This is a genomic window from Shewanella marisflavi, assembly GCF_023283925.1.
GTDB classification, from domain to species: domain Bacteria; phylum Pseudomonadota; class Gammaproteobacteria; order Enterobacterales; family Shewanellaceae; genus Shewanella; species Shewanella marisflavi.
This window is the reverse complement of sequence record NZ_JAKIKX010000004.1, coordinates 164,805-189,558: the sequence shown is the minus strand read 5'-3', so window position 1 is coordinate 189,558 and position 24,754 is coordinate 164,805. Positions and strand designations below refer to the sequence as shown.

Genomic DNA, 24,754 nt, shown 5'->3' with positions numbered 1-24,754 from the left:
TTATACGCCAAAAATGCTGCACTGAAGATTGTGCTCTGAAGCTGCCAGCCTAGAGGGCTTCTACTTCGAGGGAAAGCCCCCTGCTTAAGGCTAGAGCTTAAGGCCTGAGATTGAGGCCTGAGATTGAGTCTCAGAATCAAGGGTTAGCAATAGAGCCGGTTGAACACGCAAGCGTGAACTGCCAGCCCCCTTCGCCTTCACTGGCCAGATAACTCTTTTCGACCCAATAACCCACAGCGGCCACCAACTTATCGCCTGCGAAGATCAGCGGCACGCGACTACGCTCCCATGGCGGCACGGCAAACTCCTGCCACAGTTTCTTGAGCTCTCTTCCCTTATCCCGCGAATGCGGATGACAGCGCAGCCCGCCAGGTGCGCCAAACGCCAGCCGTAAAGGCAAAGCTTCATCAAGGGTTAACCTGGGCCCAGCCTCAGCCCAGGTCGCCCGCAGCTGCAATCGGCTATCGATTGGCCAGCTTAACTCGGGCGTATCGGGATGAGGGCCAACACCAGTAAGCCTTCTCCCGACTCTAGGTTCAAGCACGACAGGATCCAGATAAAGATGATGCTGAAAGCGTCTCAGCTGCATCGACTTAATGCGGATCGCCACCTGGGCATCGTTCTTCGCCGCCAGCAATTGATTAAGGATCTCGCCAAGCTGCGCCGCCGAGGGCAAGGCAAAGCCCCGATACTCGATAAAACCTCGCAGCAGATGAGGTCGCCATAACGCTCGCTCATTGGCCAGGGCTTTAAGATCTAACACCTGATACTCAGCATGGGGCACGCTTACCAGCATGGCAGGTAAGCGAAGGCTTACCTCCTCATCAATCAACGCCTGCTGCTCGGCGCAAAGCTGGGCACTGCGGCTGGCTGTCGCGGCAAAGGCGGGCCAGCGAGCGGTCAATGTTGGCAGCACCTCAAGGCGCAGGAAGTTGCGATCGAATCGACTGTCGAGATTGCTCTCATCCTGAATATGGGTCAGTCCTGCTGCCTTAGCGAAAGCTTCAATTTGTGCGCGAGCAACCCCAAGCAAGGGTCTGAGCATTAGGTTATCCGGGCTAAAGGCTTGCACCTCTCCCATGGCCGCTAAGCCTTTGGGGCCTAGCCCACGCTTAAGCGCCAGCAGCAAGGTTTCGAGCTGATCGTCCTGATGATGAGCGGTGAGCAGGATATCACCTGGGCTAAGCTCCTCCCTAAGCGCCGCATATCTGGCGTCCCGCGCCGCTGCCTCCAGGCTAATACGTGCGCCGCTCGCCACAGTGACACGTTTCACCGCAATTGGCAGCCCATATTCACGGGCGCGCCGCTCACAGTGCGACTGCCAGCCATCAGCATTATCACTTAGGCCATGGTGCACATGCACCAGCTGATAACTGAGCTCGCTCTTTACCTTGCTCAATTGGCTCAGCCCATAGGCAAGCACCTCAGAGTCGACGCCGCCACTGTAAGCCAGCACTAACTTAGTGCCAGCCGGCGGCGCTATCTGGGCAACCAGTTTGCTTAGTGCATCAAACGGGCAGAAGCTGTCGATAGCCATTTAGAAGAGGATCCTGACCTTATCTGAGCCGGTCAACGTCTCAAGCGCCAACATCAGCTCATCCGTGGGGTTCACTCGCCACTCATCCCCAAGCCTGAACTGCGCCTTCGCCGTCGGCTGAGCATAATTAATCACCACGGGCACACTGCCCGCTTTCCATGGTTCTACGGCCGCCTGAAAATGACTGAGCCACTCAGGAGTCACGCTGGCGCCGTCCAGATCCACCTCGACCGCATGGGCAAAATGGCTGCGAGCCTCACCCATGTCGATAATGTTACGCGCCGTCATGCGATTGCCGCCGGAGAAATCGTCGAAACTCACTTCGCCTTCGACGATTAATATTCTGTCCTTCTCCAACAGCTCGCCAAATTTCTCAAAGGCCTCGGTAAACAGCATCACCTCGAGGCGCGCACTCTTATCATCCAGAGTCACTAACCCCATCTTAGAGCCACGCTTGGTCATCATCACACGCGTCGCCACCACCAGGCCTGCCGCCTTAGTGGTCTTGCCGCGCTCGGTAGGATGGACATCCTTAAGCCTGCCTGAGGTGTAATGCTTAAGCTCTTTCAGGTACTGATTGATCGGGTGACCTGTCAGGTATAGACCTAAGGTTTCCCGCTCCCCTTCGAGCCAGATCTTATCGGGCCAAGGGGTACACTGAACAAATTGCTGCTTGCTATCTTCTGGCTCGCTGTTGAGCAGGCCAAACATATCGTGCTGGCCGATCGCCTCAGCCTTGGCATGTTGGTCGGCCGCGCGGATCGCCTCAGGCAAGGTCGCCATCATAGACGCGCGATGCGGCCCCAGATTATCCAGCGCGCCGGCGCAGATCAGCTTTTCAATCACCCGGCGGTTAAGCTTTTTCAGATCCACCCGGGCACAGAAATCAAACAGATCCACAAATGGACCATCTTCACGGGCCTTGAGAATTGACTCTACCGGGCCTTCACCCACGCCCTTGATGGCGCCGATGCCGTAGACGATATTAAGGTCGTCATCCACGGTAAAACGAAACAAGCCCTTATTCACATCAGGCGGCAGCAGCGGCAGCCCCATGCGCTCACACTCGTCGACCAGGGTAACAATCTTGTCGGTGTTATCCATATCGGCAGACATCACTGCCGCCATAAACTGCGCCGGGTAATGGGTCTTGAGCCAAAGGGTCTGATAGGAAACCAAGGCGTAGGCGGCCGAGTGCGACTTGTTGAAACCGTAACCGGCAAATTTTTCCACCAAGTCGAAGATCTTCATCGCCAGCTCGCCGTCGATGCCGTTCTTTTCCGCACCCTCTTTGAAGATGCTACGCTGCTTGGCCATCTCCTCGGGTTTCTTCTTACCCATGGCACGACGCAACATATCCGCGCCGCCCAGCGTATAACCAGAGAGCACCTGGGCGATCTGCATCACCTGTTCCTGATAGAGAATGATGCCGTAGGTCGGCTCTAGGATAGGCTTAAGGCTATCGTGCTGCCATTGAATATCGGGGTAAGAGACCTCTTCACGGCCGTGCTTACGTTCGATGAAGTTATCTACCATGCCCGATTGCAAGGGCCCCGGACGGAACAGGGCCACCAGAGCGATCATATCTTCGAAACAGTCAGGTTGCAGACGCTTAATCAGATCTTTCATACCGCGGGATTCCAACTGGAACACGGCGGTGGTTTCATAGCGCTGCAACAGGCGGAAAGACGCCGGGTCATCCAAGGCGATCGCCTCGATGCGAACTGGCTCTTTACCTTGTTTCGCCAGATACGGATTGATCATCTGCAGCGCCCAGTCAATGATGGTCAGGGTACGCAGCCCCAGGAAGTCGAACTTCACCAGACCTGCGGTTTCCACATCGTTTTTATCGAACTGGGTGACCGGGTTGTGCCCCTCGGCATCACAATAGAGCGGCGCAAAGTCGGTGATCACGGTCGGCGCGATCACCACGCCCCCCGCGTGCTTACCGGCGTTACGGGTCACCCCTTCGAGCACCCGGCACATGTCGATGAGATCTTTCACCTCTTCGTCGGCATCGTAGGCCTCGGGCAGCGCAGGCTCGGCCTCGAAGGCCTTGGCCAGAGTCATGCCCGGCTCGGCGGGGATCATCTTAGAGATACGGTCGACGAAACCATAAGGGTGGCCAAGCACACGGCCCACGTCGCGCACTACGGCCTTAGCCGCCATGGTACCGAAGGTGATGATCTGTGATACGGCGTCGCGGCCATAGAGTTCGGCTACGTGGTCAATCACCTCGTCTCGCCTGTCCATACAGAAGTCGACATCGAAGTCGGGCATGGAAACACGCTCGGGGTTAAGGAAACGTTCGAACAGCAAATCGAATTCCAACGGATCCAGGTCGGTGATCTTCAGCGCATAGGCCACCAAGGAACCCGCGCCTGAACCACGCCCCGGCCCGATAGGAATACCGTTGTCCTTACCCCACTGGATGAACTCCATTACGATAAGGAAGTAGCCGGGGAAGCCCATGTTGTTAATCACGGTGAGCTCGACATCGAGACGCTCGTCATATTCGCCGCGTTTCTCGGCGCGCTCCGCCTCATCGGGAAACAGGAACTCCAGACGCTCCTCGAGGCCCTTCTTGGACGCCTCGACCAGAAAGTCTTCGATGGAGAGATCGCCCGTGGGGAAATTAGGCAGGAAGTACTCTCCTAGCCTCACGGTGACGTTACAACGCTTGGCGATCTCCACACTGTTTTGCAGCGCCTCGGGAATATCGTCAAACAGCTCACACATCTCATCTTGGCTGCGGAAATATTGCTGTTCACTGTAACGTCGAGGTCGCCTAGGATCCGCAAGAGTAAAGCCATCTGAGATGGCCACACGGATCTCATGGGCCTCAAACTGCTCGGGTTGCATAAACACCACCTGGTTAGTGGCGACCACAGGCAAGTCTTTCTGCCCCGCCAGCTCGACCGCCATATGCAGGTAACGCTCTTCATCAGGGCGACCTGTACGGATCAGCTCAAGGTAGTATCGGTTTGGGAAATGGGTTTGATAGAAATCCACCAAGGACTCGACCTGGCCACGGTTTCCCTTAAGCAGCGCCTTACCCACGTCACCATCTTTGGCGCCCGAGAGTAAGATCAGTCCCTCGCTGTATTTTTCAAGCCAGGCCTGGTCGATCGCCGCCCTATCTTTAACATGACCACGCAGATAGGCATCACTGATCAATAAGGTGAGGTTTTTATAACCCTGATTGTTCATCGCCAGCACGGTCAGCGAGCAAAACTCATCGTCAAACCCCGGCACCAGCATAGCGAAATCACAACCCACAATGGGCTTGATCCCCGCACCATGACAGCCGCTATAGAACTTAACCAAACCACACAGGTTGGTATTGTCGGTCAGCGCCAGCGCCGCCATCTCATATTCGGTCGCCTTGGCGAGAATAGGCTTGACCTTGGCAAGGCCATCAGACATGGAAAAATCACTGTGGACGCGCAGATGCACGAAACGAGGTTCTGACATAGTTAGCTAATTTCTTTTTTTATCGGCAGGTTATCGCCTTGAAAGAGTAACAGAGTCGCGCCCCAGGCACCAGTCGCGGTCCGGGGGCACTTCGCCATTTAACAAGCGTCTAAACGCTCCTTGACGGGGCGGAAACTCTTACGGTGTTCGGGCAATACCCCATGGGCCTCAAGCGCCTCGAAATGAGCCTTGGTGGGATAACCCTTATGCTGAGCAAAGCCATATTCTGGATAGCGTTTATCCAGGACTTCCATCTCTCGGTCACGCACGACTTTAGCGACGATTGAGGCGGCGCTGATGGCCGGGATTAAGCCGTCACCCTTGATCACTGCGTGTCCCTCAAGGCTCGCATCTTCAAATGCTGGCACACGGTTACCGTCGATCAGCACCCTATCGGGCCTGGCTCGTAAGCCTGCCACGGCGCGCTGCATCGCCAACATGGTAGCGTGTAATATGTTGAGTTCATCGATTTCCAGTGGTGAGCAGCGCCCGACACTGACATCCAGCGCATTGGCCAAGATCGCCTCATAGAGGGCATCGCGCTTCTTCTCAGACAGCTTTTTTGAGTCGTTAAGCCCGGCTATCGGTTTATTGGGGTCCAGCACCACGGCGGCCGTCACCACATCACCGACTAAGGGACCACGGCCCACCTCATCGACGCCGGCATAAAATCCGCAGCACAGCTCGTCGATCTGCGCCTGGGTAATATCTTTATATATGGCCATCTATTTTGCCTCAACGAGTGTAACAACCGCCTGAGCGGCCCGTTGGCTGGCATCACATCTGAGTTGATGATGCAGCGCGGTAAAGGTATCTATCAGCGGCTGATGATCGCCATCTAGCTGCTTGGCAACGGCATCGGCTATCTTATCGGCAGTGCAATCAGCCTGAATCAGTTCAGGAATGATCTCTTTGCCAGCCAACAAGTTGGGCAGCGAATAATGCTCGATCTGCATCATTCCTTTGGCGATACGGTAGGTTATTGGCGATACGCGGTAGGCCACCACCATGGGGCGTTTGACTAACATGGCCTCCAATGTCGCCGTGCCCGAGGCCAGCAAAATTGCATCGGCAGCCGCCATCACTGTGCGTGATTGGCCTTCCACCAAATGAATGTCGAGATCCGGTGCGTGGGCCTTAAGAGCCTGCTCAAACTGAGCGCGGCGCTTGGCATTCACCAGCGGAGTCACAAACTTAAGGTCAGGATACTTTTGCCTTAATTTTACCGCCGCCTGTACAAAAGGTTCGGCCAACTGCTTAAGTTCACCGCCACGCGAGCCAGGTAAAATCGCGAGATACTCGGCATGAGCATCTAACCCCAGCACCTCTCGGGCAGCGAGCTTATCACTTTGTAGCGGAATATCGTCCGCCAGGGTGTGGCCAACAAAGGTACAGGGCACATTATGTTCATCGTAGAAGGCTTTCTCGAACGGCAGCAGAGACAACACCATGTTGGTCGCCTTGGCTATCTTGAAGATCCGCTTAGGACGCCAGGCCCAAACAGAAGGGCTGACATAATGAACCGTCTTGATCCCCTGAGCCTTGAGTTTCAGCTCCAAGCCGATATTAAAGTCAGGCGCATCGATTCCAATAAAGCAGTCAGGCTTTAAGGTGGTGATCTCTTCAATGAGGGTTTTTCTTACCTTAAGCAGGCGCGGCAGGCGTGACAACACCTCAACCAGCCCCATTACTGCAAGCTCTTCGAAAGAAAACAGGGACTCAAACCCCAAAGCGTCCATTTGCGGGCCACCAATGCCAAAAAAACGTGCATCCGGGTATTGCTGTTTCAGCGCCTTAATCAGGCCTGCACCGAGAATATCGCCTGATAGCTCACCCGCCACCATGGCAAAGACTTTTTGATTGCTCTGATTCATCTTCTGTTACTTGCTTATACCAATCGTAATAAATAACGGATCATTCTTGCTTGTTAAAATGCTCGATAACGGCATTAGTATTTTTAATTGTAGAATAACTACTTATCTAAAAATCCTGCTTTGTTCTCAAGCGTTTTTCCTGCGCTATTTCTAATCACTTACTGTGATTGGTATTACTGAAAATAAAAAAGCCCGTGAACACGAGCTTTTCTTCGATAACTAATACCGATTAACGCGACCGATTAACGAATAATGCCTCGGTTCGAGTTGACCACAAAGTCCATCAGTAACTTAACCTGCTCATCCTGGGCATCTTCTCCCAGAGCGGCAACCGCTTCTTCAACCGTCAAGCCCTTACGATACAAGGTCTTGTATGCACGGCGCACGGCCAGTTGGCTCTCTTTAGAAAAACCACGGCGCTTGAGGCCTTCACTGTTCAGGCCACGAGGTATAGCAGGTTGACCCGATGCCATCACGAAAGGCGGCACATCTTGCAGGACGAGTGAGCAACCAGCAGTAAAGGCATGGGCACCGATATGTACAAACTGATGCACACCTGTCATGCCACCCAAAATCGCCCAATCACCCACGTGTACGTGGCCGGCAATAGAGGCATTATTGGCCATAATCACATTATTACCCACCACACAGTCGTGAGCGATATGCACATAGGCCATAAATAGGTTGTTGGAGCCGATACGGGTCTCGCTGTTATCCTGCACAGTACCACGGTGAATGGTAACAGACTCACGGATCACATTGTTGTCGCCGATAATGAGTCGGGTCGGCTCGCCAGCATATTTCTTATCCTGACAATCCTCTCCCACTGAGGCGAACTGAAAAATTCGGTTACCCTTACCGATAACCGTTGGGCCTTTAACCACCACATGGGAACTCAGATGACAATCGTCACCGATCTCTACATCTGGGCCAATGTAGGTCCAAGGGCCGATGGTAACATTGTTACCGATTTTGGCATCTGGGTGTACAAATGCTAACTTATCAATCACTTGGCTATCTCTCTGCGGGCACACATGATCTCTGCTGAACAAACTAGTTCACCATCGACCTTAGCTTCACCTGTGAATACGCCAATCCCGCGGCGTTCTTTGATCATTTTAACTTCGAAATGAAGTTGGTCACCTGGCTCGACCACACGCTTAAAACGAGCGTTGTCGATACCGGCGAAATAGTACAAGGTATCGTTAGAAGGCACGTCGCTCATGGTTTTAAACGCTAACAGACCGGTTGCTTGGGCCATAGCTTCAAGGATCAAGACACCTGGCATAACGGGCGCTACAGGGAAATGGCCTTGGAAAAACGGCTCATTGATGGTGACATTTTTGATCGCATGCAGTGTTTCACCTGGCGTAAAGTCAAGGACTCTATCGATCAATAAAAACGGATACCTGTGAGGTAAAAACTTCAGGATCTCTTTGATATCCATTGTATTTAATTGATTTGACACTCAATAACTTCCTTAGCTGCCCTCAGGCAGTTAATCATCTGATTTAACGTTTTTTTCAAGCTTGTTCACGCGCTGGAACAACTCATCAAGTTGCCTGAATCTGACGGTATTACGTCGCCACAACTTGTTCTCCATCGCAATAGTAGCAGAAGAGTATACACCAGGCTCTCGAATAACACTCGTCACATTGGTGCCACCTGAGATGTGGGTACCGTCAGCAATCGAAAGATGCCCGGCCACTGCACTGCAGCCGCCTATGATACAGTATTTACCTATGGTACAACTACCTGCAAAGGTAGAACTACCGGCCAATGCCGTGTTTTCACCAATAATCACGTTATGGGCTATCTGCACCTGATTATCGATAATCACACCATCGTGGATCTCTGTATGATCCAGCGCGCCGCGGTCAATACTGGTGGAAGACCCGATCTCCACGCGATTGCCGATACGTACCCCACCGGTCTGCGGGATCTTGACCCACTGACCACGCTCATTGGCATAACCAAAACCATCTGAGCCGATCACTGTGCCCGAATGAACAATACAATCCGTGCCCAAATGTACGTCATGGTATAGGGTTACATTGGCCCAGAGGATAGTATTAGAACCAATGATCACATCCTGGCCGATGACACAGCCTGGACCTATCTGAACATTCTCACCCAAGATAACATTGGCACCAATGACTGCATTGGCACCAATGGCCACGCCTTCACCCAGTTGTGCACTGGGATCGACCACGGCGGTAGCGTGAATCGCCTCGGCCGCCTTTGGGGTGGTATCGAGCAGCTGCGCGACACGAGCAAAACCCACATATGGGTCATTTAAGATGACGGCGTTGCCATCAAATTGCTCGGCCATCTTTGGTGATAGCAGTACCGCCGATGCACTTGTGCCAGCTAGCTGACTCTGGTATTTCGCATTTGCCAGGAAGGAGATCTCTCCTTCCTGAGCCTTTTCCAGCGTGGCGACACGATGAACCATCACAGTGTCGTCACCCTTTACCTCAGCATTAAGATGGGTCGCTATCTCTCTTAATGTATAACTTGTCATCGAGTATTAGCCTTTGCTCAGGACTTCAACAACCTTGCTGCTGATATCTGATTCAGGCTTAACATAGATCACAGCACCACGCTGAAGTACTACGTCATATTTTTCTTTCTCGGCAATCTCGCTGATCGCCTTTTGTACTTTAACCAGCAACTTGTTCTGCTCTTCGCCGTTACGACGACGCATATCTTCATCAAGAGCCTTACCCTTTAGCTGTAGCTCAGCCTTGAGAGATTCCATTTGACGCAGCATGTCAGTTTTTTGTGTTTCACTCATCAGCGCTGCATCGCGTTGTTGCTTTTCAAGCATGGCACGAAGCTCTTCTTGCATCTTCTGAACACCAGCAACACGATCGCCAAACTCAGTCTTCAGTGTTTTGCTCACTTCTTCGCGCTGTGGTAGCTGCTCAAAAACCGCCTGCATATCGACTACGGCAATTTTTTCAGCTTGTGCCGCCAGAGGAGCACCTAAAAGAACCAAAACCATCATTGCGCGATTAAACATCTTATTCAAAATAAACTCCTTATTATCAGCAAAACTTGCCGATGATTTATAAATTAAATTAGTTCTACTTTAGAAAGTTTTACCAATGTTGAACGAGAAGATCTCTGTATCGTCATCTTCATATTTTTTGATTGGCCATGCAAGGCTAAATACCATAGGTCCCATAGGCGACAACCACTGGACGCTCATCCCTGCCGATGCACGAATACGCCCTGGATCGGAATAGTCCTCTAACTTGTCAAATTGCTCCACAGGTAGGAAGCGATAAGCGTCATAGTTGAACTCAGTATCCCAAACGTTACCGGCATCAATAAAGAAGCTGGTACGTACCGAGTTGGTGTACGCCTCATCCAAGAAAGGTGTTGGTACAATCATCTCGAGGCTTGCCGTCGCGATGGCGTTACCACCAATAGAGCGACCGTCACTTACCGTGACACGGTTTGGATCCCCAGGCAAGGTACAAGTATCACCCGCTGGATCTGGCGAACAAGGCTCGCTGCCACGATAGAGATAGAATGAACGCGGACCCACTGAGTTAGACTTGAAGCCACGCAGTGAGCTCGAACCACCCGAGTAGTAGTTTTCCCAGAAAGGTAGGATCTGATCGTTATCGTTATACTGACCATAGCCATTACCGTAACCCAGACGCGCTTTAGTTAAGAGCACGAAGCTGTGGCTGCGGTTGATTGGCCAGTAAAAACTGGTATCAAAATCGGCCTTAAAGTACTGCAGATCTGAACCTGGAATCGTCATCTTTCCGCTCAGACGCTGTGATGAACCATCGGTTGGGAAAGTACCACGGTTTAGCGTGCTGCGGTACCAACCTGCGGTTAGCTCGAAGTTATCGAACGACAGATCAGCATTTGGATCGTTAGCATCACGGTAGATGTTGTAGAAACGCAGCGCCTGCTCGTAGGCAGAGATCTCCGAAATACTGTTGTGACGATAACCGATACCACCGTTGAGACGGTTGTATTCATTGATCGGGAAACCTGAGTTAAGCGCCACACCATAAGAGCTGTTTTTATAGCGCTCAAGGTTCGCTTCCTGAGCATCAAACTCGTTCCAGTAGATGCTACCACCTAAACTCACACCGTCTTTGGTAAAGTAGGGGTCGGTATAGTTAATATTGACGTTCTTAGAATACTTGTTGGTATTGAGGTTAATCCCGGCCTGGTTACCTGTACCTAAGAAGTTACTCTGTTGTACACCAAACTGCAGGCTTAAGCCTGATTCGGTACCATAACCCACACCCGCGTTAAACGAGCCTGATGGCTGCTCTTTCACGGTAAAATCAACATCCACAAGATCGTCCGTGCCAGGCACTTGTACGGTTTGTGTATCAACGGTCTCGAAATAACCTAGACGGTTAAGACGGGCTTTGGACTGCTCTACCTGCGCCGAGTTCAACCAAGCGCCTTCCATCTGACGCAGCTCACGACGCATCACTTCATCTTTGGTCACTTGGTTACCAGTGAAGTTAATGCTACGCACGTAGACGCGCTTACCCGGCTTGATATTAACGTTGAGGGCCACTTCTTTGGTCTCATCGTCAATCTCTGGATAGGTTTTCACCTCAGGGTAGGCATAGCCGAAACGGCCCAGATATTTGCCATACATCTCTTCGGTAAACGTAACGTCTGCGCCGTTATAGGTGTCACCTGCTTTAATTGGCAAAATCGCCTGCATCACCTCTTCACGGCCCATGAGATCACCAGTCAGGTTAACTTCCTTAACCTTATACTGCTCACCTTCATTGACGTTAATCGTGATATAGAGGCCTTTACGATCCGGCGTCATAGCAACCTGAGTCGAGGTCACATCGAAACGGATATAACCCCGGTTGTGGTAGAAGGTCTTGATGGTTTCAAGGTCAGCCTGGAGCTTCTGCTTCTGATAACGACGCTCACCAAAGAGATCCCACCACGCCACAAAGTCTTTCAGCTCCAGCATACCGATCAGCTCAGCATCGCTAAATATTGTATTGCCGACCACGTTGATCTGGCGAATCTCAGCCGCCAAACCTTCGGTAAACTTAAACTTCAATTCGACACGGTTACGTGGCAAGTTGATCACCTGGGCTTCAACCTTGGCGCCATACTTACCCACACCATAGTAGAAATCCTGCAGGCTCTTCTCGATACCACTGAGCATGGTACGATCCAGCGACTCACCCGTCTTAACGCCACTGCCGTCGAGACTCTCTTGAAGCTGCTCGTCCTTAATATCTTTGTTGCCTTCAAAGGTAACAATGCTGATAGTGGGTCTTTCTTTGACCGTCACCACCAATACGCTACCGTCGCGACTGACTTCGATATGCTCAAAGTTAGTCGAAGAATACAGACTCTTGATCGCCTGCTGCAGGCGCATCTCATCCACTGTATCACCGACTTTGATCGGAATATTGAGCAAAGCTGCACCCAGCGCAACGCGTTGCAGTCCCTTAACCTGAATGTCGGTCACTTCAAAAGGCTGGAATGTGTCGGCCCAACCCTTCCCTGATAAAGACGCACCGACTAATAACATCGAGGCAAAAATTTTATTCAATCTCATAGAGCACTTCTAATTATGTGTGTGTCCTTGCTCAGAGTCGGGAAAAATCATTGAAAAGGGCGATACTCATCAACATTAGCAGCAAGGCTGCCCCAAATCTGAATCCAATTTCCTGCACCTTTTCCGGTACAGGCCTGCCTGTGATCACTTCGATGAAGTAATATAACAGATGCCCGCCATCAAGCACGGGTAAAGGCAATAAATTAATAATGCCTAAGTTCACGCTGATTAATGCCAGGAATCCCAAAAAGTAAACTAAACCATAGTTAGCGCTATTCCCTGCTCCTTGCGCAATGGAGATAGGTCCACTCAAATTCTTCACCGATACATCACCGGTAAATAATTTGCCAATCATCTTAATGCTGACCGATACAAGTTGCCACGTTTTATCTACGGCCACCCATAGGGATTCACCTACGCCATATTCGAGTTGCAAACGCATCTCTTCAGGCCAAGGAGCTTGAGTGGGCGCAACCCCTATCACGCCTTCTACCTTGCCACCTTCTATGGTTCTGGCTTTAGGGGTCACATTCAATCGTAACTGCTCGCCATCGCGTCTGACGGTGACCGTTAACGGCTTATCGGCAGAGGCTTTTATCTTGGCAACAAACTGATCCCAGTCACCGTAGCGCTCGCCATCTACCGCCACTAAGGTGTCACCCACTCGAATGCCGGCCTCGTAGGCGGCACCATCTTCAGCGACAAGGCCTAACTCGGGTGTGATAGCGGGCCTAAAAACATTGAGCCCTAAAGAGGTGATGGGAGACTCTGTCTCTGGATTAAATTTCCAGTTGCGGGTATCAAGCTGATAGGTCCGCTCCTCGCCCATTACGCCAGACAGCGGCGCCAGAGTCACATCGATAGCGTCATCGCCGATATGACCTACTAAGGCATAGGTCACCTCTTCCCAGTTACGCACGCTGCGATCGCCAACGGCAATCACCTGCAAAGGTTTGTTTACCTGAATAACTGCCGCAGGCGAGTCAATTTGAGTCGACTCAATCACGGGCTTAATCGAGGGAACACCGATGAGATACATGGTATAGAGTGCAAAAATGGCAAACACAAAGTTAGCCATAGGACCTGCGCCCACTATGGCGATGCGTTGCCACACAGACTTACGGTTAAACGCCTGCTCTTTCAATTCATCTGGCACAGTATCGACCCGCTCATCGAGCATCTTGACGTAACCGCCAAGGGGGATCATGGCCACGACATATTCGGTACCATCGGCGCCCACTTTGCGCCAAATAGCCTTACCGAAGCCGATAGAAAAACGCTCGACCTTCACGCCACATCGTCTGGCCACCCAGAAATGGCCATATTCATGGGCTGTGATAAGCATTCCTAAGGCAATAATAAATGAGCCTAAGTTCCACAAAAAGTCTAGCATTCCTCTCCTTATCTCTGCTTATAGCCAGGCCGTTATTACAGCCTGTTCAGGTATTCGTTCGCCACTCGGCGGGCCTGGGTATCCAGTGCCAATATATCTTCTATGCTGTCTAAACTCTGCTGCGCCAATTGAGTCAGGCAATACTCGTTTACCCGCGCAATATCGGTGAAGCGTATCTGGCCAGCTAAAAAAGCCGCTACCGACATCTCATTGGCCGCATTCAGTACAGTGGTGGCTTCCTGTCCCTGCTCACAGGCATCTATGGCTAACTTCAAGCAGGGGAAACGCGTAAAATCGGGTTCAAGAAAGCTTAACTGTCCGACTTTGAAAAAATCTAAAGGTTCAACACCGGCCAAAATTCTTTCTGGATAGGCCATGCAATGAGCAATAGGGGTGCGCATATCCGGGTTGCCCATCTGGGCCAGCACACTACCATCTTTATATTGCACCATAGAGTGAATCACGCTTTGCGGATGCACCACAACCTTTAATTGTGCTTTGGTGGCATTAAACAACCAGCGCGCCTCGATATACTCAAGCCCCTTGTTCATCATGCTGGCGGAATCGACCGAAATCTTACGCCCCATAGACCAGTTGGGGTGTTTGCACGCCTGATCGGGCGTCATCTGGCTCAGGGTATTAAGATCCGAGGTGAGAAAAGGTCCACCAGATCCCGTCAGCAAAATATGGGAAATACCCGCCGAGGTGAGATCGCACACACCAACAGATTGCTGCACAATTTCTGGCAGACACTGGAAAATGGCGTTGTGCTCGCTATCGACGGGCAACACGGTTGCCCCAGAAGCTTGCATGGCATCGATAAACAATCGCCCAGACATCACCAGTGATTCTTTGTTAGCCAGCAGTACCCTTTTCCCCGCCTTAACTGCCGCTAGCGTAGAAGGTAGACCTGCTGCGCCGACAATTGCTGCCATCACGGTATCAACCTCTGGCAAAGCCACTATGCTTGCCAGTTCATCTTCGCCCGATGAAACAGTTATCGCCATATGCGGCGGTAAACGACGCTGTAATTCGGCAGCGGCTTGAGGGTCGACCATATGGGCTATCGATGGATTGTGTTTAAGACACAACTCCAGCATCTTGTCGACACTGCGGTGCGCCACTAGGGTATGCACCGAATAGTCTTCAGGATTTTGCTCGATAACACTCAGGGTACTGGCACCGATAGAACCTGTGGCGCCAAGAATCACCATATTCTGCATGGTTACATCCAAAATGCGATATAAATAAGGGTAAATATAGGCAGCGCCGCGGTCAGGCTGTCAATACGATCTAGCACACCACCATGACCCGGTAATATAGTCCCCGAGTCCTTGATGTCGGCCACACGCTTAAACATGCTTTCGGACAGGTCGCCAAGGGCCGAGACCAATGCCACAAACAGGGTTACCCCTATGACTAAGGCTAATTCTTGCTCGGGTGAGACCATCATGATGCCGGCAACCACAATCATAGTTGTGACCAATCCACCAATCAGCCCTTCAAGGGTTTTTGCTGGGCTAACATTCGGCATCAGCTTATGTTTACCGAGCGCCTTACCGGCAAAGTAAGCACCAGAGTCTGCGGCCCATACGGTGAGCATCACCAAAAAGACCAAGGCGCCGCCATAATAGGGCATACTCGCCGAACTCAGGGCTTTTAGCGCAATCAGCGCGGTAAAACAGGGAACTAAGGTCAATTGGCCAAACATGGATTTTAGCATGTGGCTCTTGGCCCACAGGGCGGAACTCTTAGGATAGGTGAGTACCAATATCAGCGAGATAGCCCACCACATGGCGCCAATCAAAGTGATCGCCAGGTAGACGGGATGCATTTGACCTTTAAACCAGACTTCTTGTGCTGGCACCAGAAGGTTGAGTGCCACCAACAAAATACCTATGGTTAGCGTAAAACTCCATTGTGTCACATTACAGCGCTTGTCGATAATGCGCCCCCACTCCTTTGCAGCAATCAGAAACACCGCAACCAGGGCCCATGAAAAATACTCCACAGGGAAAAAGAAAATGGCCCCAATAACCAATGGGATTAACCATGCTGCTGTTATTATTCTAAGTTTTAGCAAAACTTTCCCTCTATTCTTATTTACTCAGCCTGTAAAGTCTCAACTTGAGAACCCGTTAATCCAAAACGGCGCTGTCGGGTAGCAAATACGGCTACCGCATCTTTAAAGGCTTGCTCGTCAAAATCTGGCCATAATACATCAGTGAAGACTAACTCCGCATAAGCCGCCTGCCATAACACGAAGTTGCTGATACGAAAATCTCCACCGGTTCGAATCATTAAATCAACTTCCGGCTGATTTTGCATGCTTAAATGCTGACTTAGCGCCTCTTCGGTGAACTGACTGCTGCTCATTTCACCAGATTCCACCTTTTGGGCTAAGGTTTGCGCCGCCTGCATGATATCCCAGCGGCCACCGTAGTTGGCAGCGACATTAAGGATCAGGCCATCGTTATTTGCTGTCTTCTCCATCGCCGAGGCGATCTGCTTCTGTAATCGGGCAGAAAAACGACTGGTATCCCCTATGATGTTTAACCGTACACCGTTTTTATCCAGCAGTTTGATTTCCCGCTGCAACACAGTAAAAAACAGCTCCATCAAGAGGCTGACTTCTTTCTCGGGTCTGCGCCAGTTCTCACTGGAAAACGCAAACAGGGTTAACGAACCTATCCCCATCTCCCGCGCCATACTTACGGCACGACGAACAGTCTTCACACCAGCCTTATGGCCGACAACGCGAGGCTTACCCTGCGCCTGTGCCCAGCGTCCATTACCATCCATGATGATAGCCACGTGCTTGGGAATCGACTGTTTAACTAACTCTGTGAGTGCTTCATTAGATAACTCAGAGCCAGATTGAGATTCGATTGACATCTATTACAACCCTTAAAAATAGCAAACGCCGTGTAGTATACCCCTACACGGCGTGCGAACTCTAGTAACGAAACAGGGAGATTAGACTTCCATCAACTCTGCTTCTTTTGCCGCCAAGATCTCATCGATCTGCTTGATGTGCGCATCGGTAAACTTCTGAATTTCATCTTCAGTGCGACGTACATCATCTTCAGTACACTCTTTCTCTTTCTCAAGCGCTTTCACGTCAGAGTTAGCGTCACGGCGTACGTTACGTACCGCGATACGACCGTTTTCAGCCTCGGCGCGAACCACTTTGATCAGGTCTTTACGACGCTCTTCAGTCAATGCTGGCAGTGGAATACGGATAGTCGTACCGGCAGACATAGGGTTTAGGCCCAGATCTGAACTCATGATGGCCTTTTCTACCGCTGCGATCATTGTGGTATCAAAAACAGTAATCGCCAAAGTACGAGAATCTTCAATAGAAACGTTGCCTACCTGCTTAAGCGGTGTCAGCGAGCCATAGTAAGGCACCTTAATTGAATCAAGCAGACTTGGATGAGCACGACCAGTACGTACTTTAGCCATTTGATTCTTAGTCGCTTCAACACATTTCGCCATACGGCTCTTGGCATCTTGTTTGATTTCGTTAATCACGTTTAATATCCTTTAATTCGTTCGTATCAGGTTTATTTATTCGGCAGTCTTACGGCTACTTCTAATAAGCGTACCTTCATGGTCACCCATAATAACACGTCGAAGCGCACCAGGCTTGTTCATATTAAAGACTAAGATAGGCATATCGTGATCTCTTGCAAGGGTAAATGCAGCAAGATCCATCACTTTCAATTCTTTTTCGAGCACTTCGCCATAACCCATCTCATCATATTTTACTGCTTCTGGGTTTTTGACTGGATCGTCGGAGTAAACACCATCAACCTTAGTCCCCTTGAGCACAACCTCGGCTTCAATCTCGATTCCACGTAAACATGCCGCAGAATCTGTAGTGCAGAAAGGATTACCTGTACCGGCCGCAAAAATCACCACTCGACCAGACTTGAGCAAGCTGATCGCTTCAGCCCAATTGTAGTCGTCACAGACACCTTTTAGCGGGATTGCTGACATCAGACGCGCGTTTACATAGGCTCTGTGCAGCGCATCACGCATCGCCAAGCCATTCATTACGGTAGCCAACATGCCCATGTGGTCACCCACTACACGGTTCATGCCCGCTTTTGCCAGGCCTTCACCACGGAAGAGGTTACCACCACCAATCACAACACCTACCTGAATACCAAGCTCAACCAGCTCTTTAATCTCTTGTGCCATACGATCTAGCACCTTGGGATCGATGCCAAAGCCCTCTTCGCCCATTAAGGCTTCGCCACTCAGTTTGAGAAGAATACGTCGAAAAGCAGGTTTTGGATTTGTGCTCATAGTTGTTTATCCTGATAAATGCCGATGGGTAACGAGCCAATTATATCGAAAAAAGTGCGCTGTGCAGTAATCTAATTGGCATAATAAAACCGCAGCGAATGCTGCGGTTTTTAGGGTATCTTACAACTGGCGATTACGCCTTAGAAGCGGCGATTTGCGCTGCAACTTCAGCAGCAAAATCTTCTTCTTTCTTCTCGATACCTTCACCAACTTCTAAACGAATGAAGTTAGTTACTGTTGCGCCTTTCTCTTTTAAGATTTCGCCAACAGTCTTCTTAGGCTCCATGATGAAAGCTTGACCAGTCAGAGAAACCTCACCGGTGAACTTCTTCATACGACCAGCAACCATCTTCTCAGCGATCTCTTGAGGCTTGCCTTCGTTCATCGCGATTTCGATCTGAACGGCTTTCTCTTTTTCAACAACTTCAGCTGGTACGTCTTCTGGGTTAACGTATTCAGGCTTAGAAGCGGCAACGTGCATAGCAACGTGCTTCAGAGTCTCTTCGTCAGCTTCACCAGTTACAACAACACCGATACGGTCGCCGTGACGGTAAGAAGCTTGGCTAGCACCATCGATGTACTCAACGCGACGAACGTTGATGTTCTCACCGATTTTAGCAACTAGCGCAACACGAGTTTCTTCGAACTGAGCTTGTAGGTCGGCAATAGATACTTTGCCAGCTGCAGCAACATCCAGTACTTCGTTAGCAAATGCTAGGAAGTTAGAGTCTTTTGCAACGAAGTCAGTTTGACAGTTAACTTCTAGAAGTACTGAGAAACCTTCGCCTTGCTTGATCAGGATAGTACCTTCAGCAGCGATGTTACCCGCTTTCTTAGCAGCCTTCGCAGCACCGCTCTTACGCATGTTTTCAATCGCTAGCTCAATGTCACCATTGGTTTCAGTTAGCGCTTTTTTACAATCCATCATGCCAGCGCCAGTACGCTCGCGTAGTTCTTTAACTTGGGCAGCAGTAATTGCCATTGTTAAATCCTCTATAGGTAACTCTACAAATCAAATGTGAAAAAACAGGGGCCTTAAGGGCCCCTGTTCACCAATAAACTATCTTTGGTTAATAAGGGCGATGAAATTCATCTCGCCTTTATTATTCAGCTTCTACGAAACCGTCTTGCTCAGCTTGTACAGCTAGGTCTTGACCACGACCTGCTTTAGCAGCCGCTGCAACTGACTCAACGTAAAGACGAATAGCGCGCATCGCATCATCGTTACCAGGAACGATGTAGTTGATGCCGTCTGGAGAAGAGTTAGTATCAACAACAGCAACAACTGGAATACCTAGATTGTTAGCTTCTTTAATAGCGATATGCTCATGGTCAGCACCGATAACGAAGATAACGTCAGGTAGGCCGCCCATGTTCTTGATACCACCAAGAGACTTTTCTAGCTTCTCAAGCTCACGAGTGCGCATTAGCGCTTCTTTCTTAGTAAGCTTGTCGAAAGTACCGTCTACAGACTGGCTTTCAAGGTCTTTTAGACGCTTGATTGATTGACGAACTGTTTTCCAGTTAGTCAACATGCCGCCCAACCAACGGTTGTCAACGTAGAATTGATCACAAGAAATTGCTGCTTCTTTGATCGCTTCGCTTGCAGCGCGCTTAGTACCCACGAAAAGTACTTTACCTTTCTTAGATGCTACGTTGCTGATGAACGCTAGTGCTTCATTGAACATAGGCACAGTGTGCTCTAGGTTAATGATGTGTACACCGTTACGAGCGCCGAAGATGAAAGGCTTCATCTTTGGGTTCCAGTAACGAGTTTGGTGACCGAAGTGAACACCGGCTTGAAGCATGTCGCGCATTGAAACTGTAGTCATTTTTTTACCTTAAAAATTAGGGGTTAGACCTCCACGCATCCCATATCTCCGACCTAAATAGGCACCCCGAAGAACGTGTCGATACGTGTGTGATTTAGTATTTAGTCATAGCCATGTATAATGGCCGCCACATTCACTCTTTAATGATGCATCAAGCGATGTCATCAACAAGAGTCAAACATAACGGCGCGCTTTATACCATAATATCGACGCCAACACAAATTTTTAGCGCCCCAAGGCGTCTCAAAATTGACGACAGACACAACAGAGAAAGCTTAATGAGTATAGTGATAAAAACAGCCGAAGAGATCGAAAAAATGCGCGCGGCGGGTAAACTTGCCGCCGAGGTATTAGAGATGATAGCCCCTTATGTCAAAGCCGGGGTGACCACCAATGAACTCAATGATATCTGCGCTAAATACACGGAAGAGCAAGGCGCAATTTCGGCACCGCTTGACTACCATGGCTTTCCAAAATCTATCTGTACTTCTATCAACGAAGTGATCTGCCACGGTATTCCCAGCGATCGTGCCCTGAAAGATGGCGACATCATCAATATCGACATCACAGTCATCAAAGATGGCTACCATGGCGATACCTCTAAGATGTTCCTGATCGGTGATGTCAGCGCCAAAGACAAGCGTCTGTGCCGCGTGGCTCAAGAGAGTCTTTATGAGGCAATCAAAAAGGTGCGTCCTGGCATGAAGCTCGGCGAGATTGGCACCATCATCGAAAAATATGTGAAGAGCAAGAAGACGGGCCTAGAGAAGTACAGCATAGTCACCGACTACTGTGGCCATGGTATTGGCGCGGGCTTCCATGAAGAGCCTCAGGTAATGCACTACAAGAACAACGACAAGACGGTACTGCGTCCTGGCATGTGCTTTACTATCGAGCCGATGATCAACGCCGGTCGCCACACCAGCGTGCTCGACAAAGACGACAACTGGACGGTCACCACCTCTGACGGCAAAAACTCTGCCCAGTGGGAACACACGCTACTGATCACCCCAACGGGTGTCGAGGTGCTAACCCTGCGTGAAGAGGAAAACTTCCCCCGCATCATCAACCACTAATCGCACCCTAGGCTAAATTGTGGTTTACTCGAATAGCAGGCTGCTCGGCCTGCTATTCTTGCTCTCAGGTTAAGGACTGCAATGAACACAGCGCTAACAGCAAAAAACGCCTTAAAACAACAAAATCAAGAACTACTCGAACGTTTCAGTGCTGGCGAATCCGTCACTGCTTTGGTGAATCAACGCTGCCGCTTCGTCGATGAACTGCTAATTGAGCAGTGGCAAGCTCATCAACTCGATACCTCCCCCGTTGCCTTAATTGCCGTTGGCGGCTATGGCCGGGGCGAGCTGCACCCTCAGTCAGACGTCGATCTACTCTTTCTGATCCAAGCAAACCTTAGCACCTCTGATGAAGGAAAACTGAGCCAGTTTATCGCCTTCCTCTGGGATGCTGGACTCGAGGTCGGCCATAGTGTCAGAACGCTGGATGAGACCATAGCCCAAGGCAAAGACGATATCACCATCGCCACTAACCTACTCGAAGCCAGGTTACTCTGTGGCCCTCAAGCCATGTTCAATACCCTGTATGACATGGTGCGCGCCCAGGATTTCTGGCCGGCCAGCGAATTTTTTGTCGCCAAACGCGATGAGCAGGTGACCCGTCATGCCAAGGCCAGCGCCTTCGACCTAGAGCCCAATCTCAAATCTTGTCCAGGCGGATTAAGAGATATTCAAACTATCACCTGGGTCGCCATGCGCTATTTTGACGCCAGTTGCGCCGAAGAGCTGGTCGCTCATGGTTTTCTGGAGCAAGACGAGCTTGAAGAGCTGCTAGAGTGTCAAGGTTATCTGTGGCAACTGCGCTTTGCCCTGCACCTGATTTCGGGTCGCGATGAAAACCGCTTGCTGTTCGACCTGCAGCGCCAGGTCGCAGAGTTACTCGGCTACAAAGATGAAACCCAGCTAGCCGTCGAACAGATGATGAAGCGCTATTACCGCACAGTGCGCCGGGTGATGGAGCTAAACCAGATGTTGCTGCAGCTGTTTAAGCGCGCCACCTTGGGGCACACCAAAGAGCTTAAGATCCAGCCCATCGATGATCAGTACCAACGTCGCGGCGGTTTTATCGAATCGCTTCAGACAGACCTGTTCAGCGATCCTGTAGAGATCATGCGGGTGTTTTTACATGTGGCGCGTAACTCTAACATTAAAGGGATCTACGCCCCTACTTTGCGCAGCCTAAGACGCGCCAGACGTGCACTGACCGAGCCCTTGATGGACAACGAGGCCTGTCGCAAGGTGTTTCTGGAAATCCTGCGCCATCCACGAGGCATTGCCTCACTCTCACTGATGCACCGTCATGGTATCTTATCGGCGTACTTGCCCGCTTGGCGCAATATCGAAGGCCAGATGCAGTTTGACCTCTTCCACGCCTATACCGTCGATGAGCATACCCACAGGCTGATGCTCAATATCGAGCGCTTCTCACAAACCGAGCAAAAAGATGAGTTCCCCCTCGGGTCGATATTGATCAACCAGCTGCCTAAAAAGGGTCTTCTGGTGCTCGCCGCCATTTTCCACGACATAGGCAAAGGACGCGGTGGCGATCACAGTAAGCTCGGCGCCGTCGATGCCCAAGACTTTTGCGATCTGCATGGACTGAACAAACACGATGGCCGTCTGGTGAGCTGGCTGGTCGAAAATCATCTGGTGATGTCGGTCACCGCCCAGCGACGGGATATTTCCGATCCCGATGTGGTCGCCGAATTTGCCGATCGCGTGCGCGACGCCGTGCACCTGAGTTATCTTTACTGCCTGACCGTGGCCGATATCTGCGCGACCAACGAAAAGACTTGGAACAACTGGAAAGGCTCACTGCTGAGGGATCTCTATTTCTCCACCCAAAGGGTACTGGCAAGAGGTAAAGAGAAACCGGTGGATATTCGCGCCCGCGTGCGGGAGCACCAAGCCAAGGCGAAAAAAGAACTGCTACGCCGCGGTATCAAGGAAAAAAGCCTGGATACTCTTTGGCAGCGATTCAAGGCCGATTACTTCTTGCGCCACCAGCCCAATCAGGTCGCCTGGCACGCCGAAGCCATCTTAAAACATAAACATGACGAGGCCTTGGTCTTAATCTCGAAACACACCACACGGGGCGGTACCGAGCTCTTTATCTACAGCCCAGATAAACCCAAGCTGTTCGCCACAGTGATGGCGGTATTAGATAACAAGAATATCAATGTTCATGACGCCAGTATTATGAACTCAAAAGATGGCTATGCACTGGATTCTTTCGTCATTTTAGAGCAAGATGGCAGCCCGGTGTCGCAGATTTCGCGTATCCACGGACTGAAAAAGGCCTTGGTTAAAGCATTGAGCAGTGATACGGCAAAACTGCCTAAGTTTAAGAAGCTTCCCCGTAAGATGAAGCCTTTCAGGGTGCCGACTCAGGTCAGCTTCTTACCCGCACGCAAGCAAGGCACCAGCATGATGGAGCTGATCGCCCTAGACAGCCCTGGCCTACTGGCTAAGGTGGGGGATATCTTCTATCGTTGTCAGATTACCTTGCTGGCGGCAAAGATCACCACCATAGGTGAGCGCGCCGAAGACTTCTTTATGTTGCAAACGGACGATGGGCAGCAACTGAACGAGACACAACAAGAGGCGCTCAGTGAGGCACTGGTCAAGGCGCTCGATACGCAAAACCATGTTTAATTAACAAACTATTTCATGATAATTGGGAGACGTTAATGGAGGCTTTACGCCAACGTATAGAAGCAGCTTTTGAAGCTCGCGCAGAGATTACCCCTAGCACGGTTGAACCAAGTGTTCGCGCCGACGTTGAAAAAGCCATCAGCCTGCTTGATACAGGTGAAGCACGCGTCGCTGAAAAAATTGACGGTCAGTGGCATGTACACCAGTGGCTCAAAAAAGCGGTACTGCTCTCTTTCCGTATCTTCGACAACCAAGTGATCGATGGTGCTGAAACCAAATACTTCGATAAAGTACCGATGAAGTTTGCCGACTATGATGAAGCCCGCTTCAAACAGGAAGCGATTCGCGTGGTTCCGCCAGCCGCCGTGCGTAAGGGTTCTTTTATCGGTAAAAATACTGTCCTTATGCCCTCTTACGTGAACCTAGGCGCCTATGTTGACGAAGGCACTATGGTCGATACCTGGGCTACCGTCGGCTCATGTGCACAGATAGGTAAAAACGTGCATCTTTCTGGTGGTGTGGGTATCGGTGGCGTTTTAGAGCCGCTGCAAGCCGGCCCAACCATCATCGAAGATAACTGTTTTATTGGTGCGCGCTCTGAGATCGTCGAAGGCGTTATCGTCGAAGAGGGTTCAGTTATTTCAATGGGTGTTTATATTGGTCAAAGCACCCGTATCTTCGACCGTGAAACTGGTGAAGTTCATTATGGCCGTGTTCCTGCGGGCTCTGTAGTCGTGTCAGGTAACCTGCCTTCTAAGTGCGGAACTTACAGCTTATACGCTGCGATCATCGTTAAAAAGGTCGATGCTAAGACACGTGGCAAGGTCGGTATCAACGAACTACTGCGTATTGTCGACTAATCTCCGCAGTCAATAAACGTAAAAGCCAGGTATCCACCTGGCTTTTTTATACCTAAAGAGGTATGCAGACATATTCTGTTACTCCTAGACACATGCCGATCCACTCCTCACATACCGATACATTTCGCGACAAATGGATAACAGCTTTTCATTTAATAACG

The 24,754-nt window shown here is 50.6% G+C and carries 20 protein-coding genes; 3 read left to right on the top strand and 17 right to left on the bottom strand.

Going from position 1 to position 24,754, the window contains the following annotated elements; all coding sequences use genetic code 11:
• Nucleotides 1-136: 136 nt before the first annotated feature.
• From tilS to rpsB, 17 genes are all read right to left on the bottom strand, one after another.
• A complete protein-coding gene (gene tilS, locus L2712_RS10440) occupies nucleotides 137-1,537 on the bottom strand; it encodes a tRNA lysidine(34) synthetase TilS (RefSeq protein ID WP_248977752.1) in 1,401 nt (466 codons plus the stop codon).
• A complete protein-coding gene (gene dnaE, locus L2712_RS10435; protein WP_248977751.1) occupies nucleotides 1,538-5,011 on the bottom strand; it encodes a DNA polymerase III subunit alpha in 3,474 nt (1,157 codons plus the stop codon).
• A gap of 98 nt (nucleotides 5,012-5,109) precedes the next feature.
• The gene (gene rnhB / locus L2712_RS10430) at nucleotides 5,110-5,736 is read right to left on the bottom strand and encodes a ribonuclease HII (protein ID WP_248977750.1); all 627 of its coding nucleotides are present in this window, start codon (nucleotides 5,734-5,736) and stop codon (nucleotides 5,110-5,112) included.
• Nucleotides 5,737-6,885 (bottom strand): lipid-A-disaccharide synthase, encoded by a 1,149-nt coding sequence (lpxB, locus tag L2712_RS10425; RefSeq protein ID WP_248977749.1) that lies wholly within the window; start codon nucleotides 6,883-6,885, stop codon nucleotides 5,737-5,739.
• Nucleotides 6,886-7,127: 242 nt separating this feature from the next.
• Entirely contained in the window at nucleotides 7,128-7,895 is a 768-nt protein-coding gene (lpxA, locus tag L2712_RS10420; protein ID WP_033537566.1) for an acyl-ACP--UDP-N-acetylglucosamine O-acyltransferase, read from the bottom strand.
• The gene (gene fabZ / locus L2712_RS10415) at nucleotides 7,892-8,353 is read right to left on the bottom strand and encodes a 3-hydroxyacyl-ACP dehydratase FabZ (protein WP_033537565.1); all 462 of its coding nucleotides are present in this window, start codon (nucleotides 8,351-8,353) and stop codon (nucleotides 7,892-7,894) included. Before fabZ ends, lpxA begins: the two co-directional genes overlap by 4 nt.
• A gap of 30 nt (nucleotides 8,354-8,383) precedes the next feature.
• Nucleotides 8,384-9,409, bottom strand: a complete 1,026-nt coding sequence (gene lpxD, locus L2712_RS10410) for a UDP-3-O-(3-hydroxymyristoyl)glucosamine N-acyltransferase (RefSeq protein WP_248977748.1) — start codon at nucleotides 9,407-9,409, stop codon at nucleotides 8,384-8,386.
• A 6-nt stretch (nucleotides 9,410-9,415) separates the two neighbouring features.
• A complete protein-coding gene (locus tag L2712_RS10405; protein WP_248977845.1) occupies nucleotides 9,416-9,910 on the bottom strand; it encodes an OmpH/Skp family outer membrane protein in 495 nt (164 codons plus the stop codon).
• 69 nt (nucleotides 9,911-9,979) lie between these two features.
• The gene (bamA, locus tag L2712_RS10400; protein WP_033537563.1) at nucleotides 9,980-12,463 is read right to left on the bottom strand and encodes an outer membrane protein assembly factor BamA; all 2,484 of its coding nucleotides are present in this window, start codon (nucleotides 12,461-12,463) and stop codon (nucleotides 9,980-9,982) included.
• Nucleotides 12,464-12,494: 31 nt separating this feature from the next.
• The gene (gene rseP, locus L2712_RS10395; RefSeq protein ID WP_248977747.1) at nucleotides 12,495-13,856 is read right to left on the bottom strand and encodes a sigma E protease regulator RseP; all 1,362 of its coding nucleotides are present in this window, start codon (nucleotides 13,854-13,856) and stop codon (nucleotides 12,495-12,497) included.
• Between the two features lie 35 nt (nucleotides 13,857-13,891).
• Nucleotides 13,892-15,079 (bottom strand): 1-deoxy-D-xylulose-5-phosphate reductoisomerase, encoded by a 1,188-nt coding sequence (gene ispC / locus L2712_RS10390; protein WP_088904214.1) that lies wholly within the window; start codon nucleotides 15,077-15,079, stop codon nucleotides 13,892-13,894.
• A gap of 2 nt (nucleotides 15,080-15,081) precedes the next feature.
• Nucleotides 15,082-15,939, bottom strand: a complete 858-nt coding sequence (locus tag L2712_RS10385) for a phosphatidate cytidylyltransferase (RefSeq protein WP_033537560.1) — start codon at nucleotides 15,937-15,939, stop codon at nucleotides 15,082-15,084.
• Nucleotides 15,940-15,959: 20 nt separating this feature from the next.
• Nucleotides 15,960-16,751 carry an undecaprenyl pyrophosphate synthase gene (uppS, locus tag L2712_RS10380; RefSeq protein WP_033537559.1) on the bottom strand — a complete coding sequence of 264 codons (792 nt, stop codon included), beginning with the start codon at nucleotides 16,749-16,751 and terminating at the stop codon, nucleotides 15,960-15,962.
• An 81-nt stretch (nucleotides 16,752-16,832) separates the two neighbouring features.
• Complete coding sequence (frr, locus tag L2712_RS10375) at nucleotides 16,833-17,390, bottom strand: ribosome recycling factor (protein WP_033537558.1); 558 nt, start codon at nucleotides 17,388-17,390, stop codon at nucleotides 16,833-16,835.
• Between the two features lie 36 nt (nucleotides 17,391-17,426).
• Entirely contained in the window at nucleotides 17,427-18,170 is a 744-nt protein-coding gene (pyrH, locus tag L2712_RS10370; protein WP_033537557.1) for a UMP kinase, read from the bottom strand.
• A gap of 133 nt (nucleotides 18,171-18,303) precedes the next feature.
• Nucleotides 18,304-19,152 (bottom strand): translation elongation factor Ts, encoded by an 849-nt coding sequence (tsf, locus tag L2712_RS10365; RefSeq protein WP_088904212.1) that lies wholly within the window; start codon nucleotides 19,150-19,152, stop codon nucleotides 18,304-18,306.
• Nucleotides 19,153-19,273: 121 nt separating this feature from the next.
• Nucleotides 19,274-20,002 (bottom strand): 30S ribosomal protein S2, encoded by a 729-nt coding sequence (gene rpsB / locus L2712_RS10360; RefSeq protein WP_033537555.1) that lies wholly within the window; start codon nucleotides 20,000-20,002, stop codon nucleotides 19,274-19,276.
• A 248-nt stretch (nucleotides 20,003-20,250) separates the two neighbouring features.
• On the opposite strand from rpsB, the gene map reads away from it, so the two are divergent.
• From map to dapD, 3 genes are all read left to right on the top strand, one after another.
• Complete coding sequence (gene map / locus L2712_RS10355) at nucleotides 20,251-21,078, top strand: type I methionyl aminopeptidase (protein WP_258311761.1); 828 nt, start codon at nucleotides 20,251-20,253, stop codon at nucleotides 21,076-21,078.
• A gap of 81 nt (nucleotides 21,079-21,159) precedes the next feature.
• Nucleotides 21,160-23,733, top strand: a complete 2,574-nt coding sequence (glnD, locus tag L2712_RS10350; protein ID WP_033537553.1) for a bifunctional uridylyltransferase/uridylyl-removing protein GlnD — start codon at nucleotides 21,160-21,162, stop codon at nucleotides 23,731-23,733.
• Between the two features lie 35 nt (nucleotides 23,734-23,768).
• Nucleotides 23,769-24,593, top strand: coding sequence for a 2,3,4,5-tetrahydropyridine-2,6-dicarboxylate N-succinyltransferase (dapD, locus tag L2712_RS10345; RefSeq protein WP_033537552.1), 825 nt, complete (start codon nucleotides 23,769-23,771; stop codon nucleotides 24,591-24,593).
• The last annotated feature ends 161 nt before the right edge of the window (nucleotides 24,594-24,754 follow it).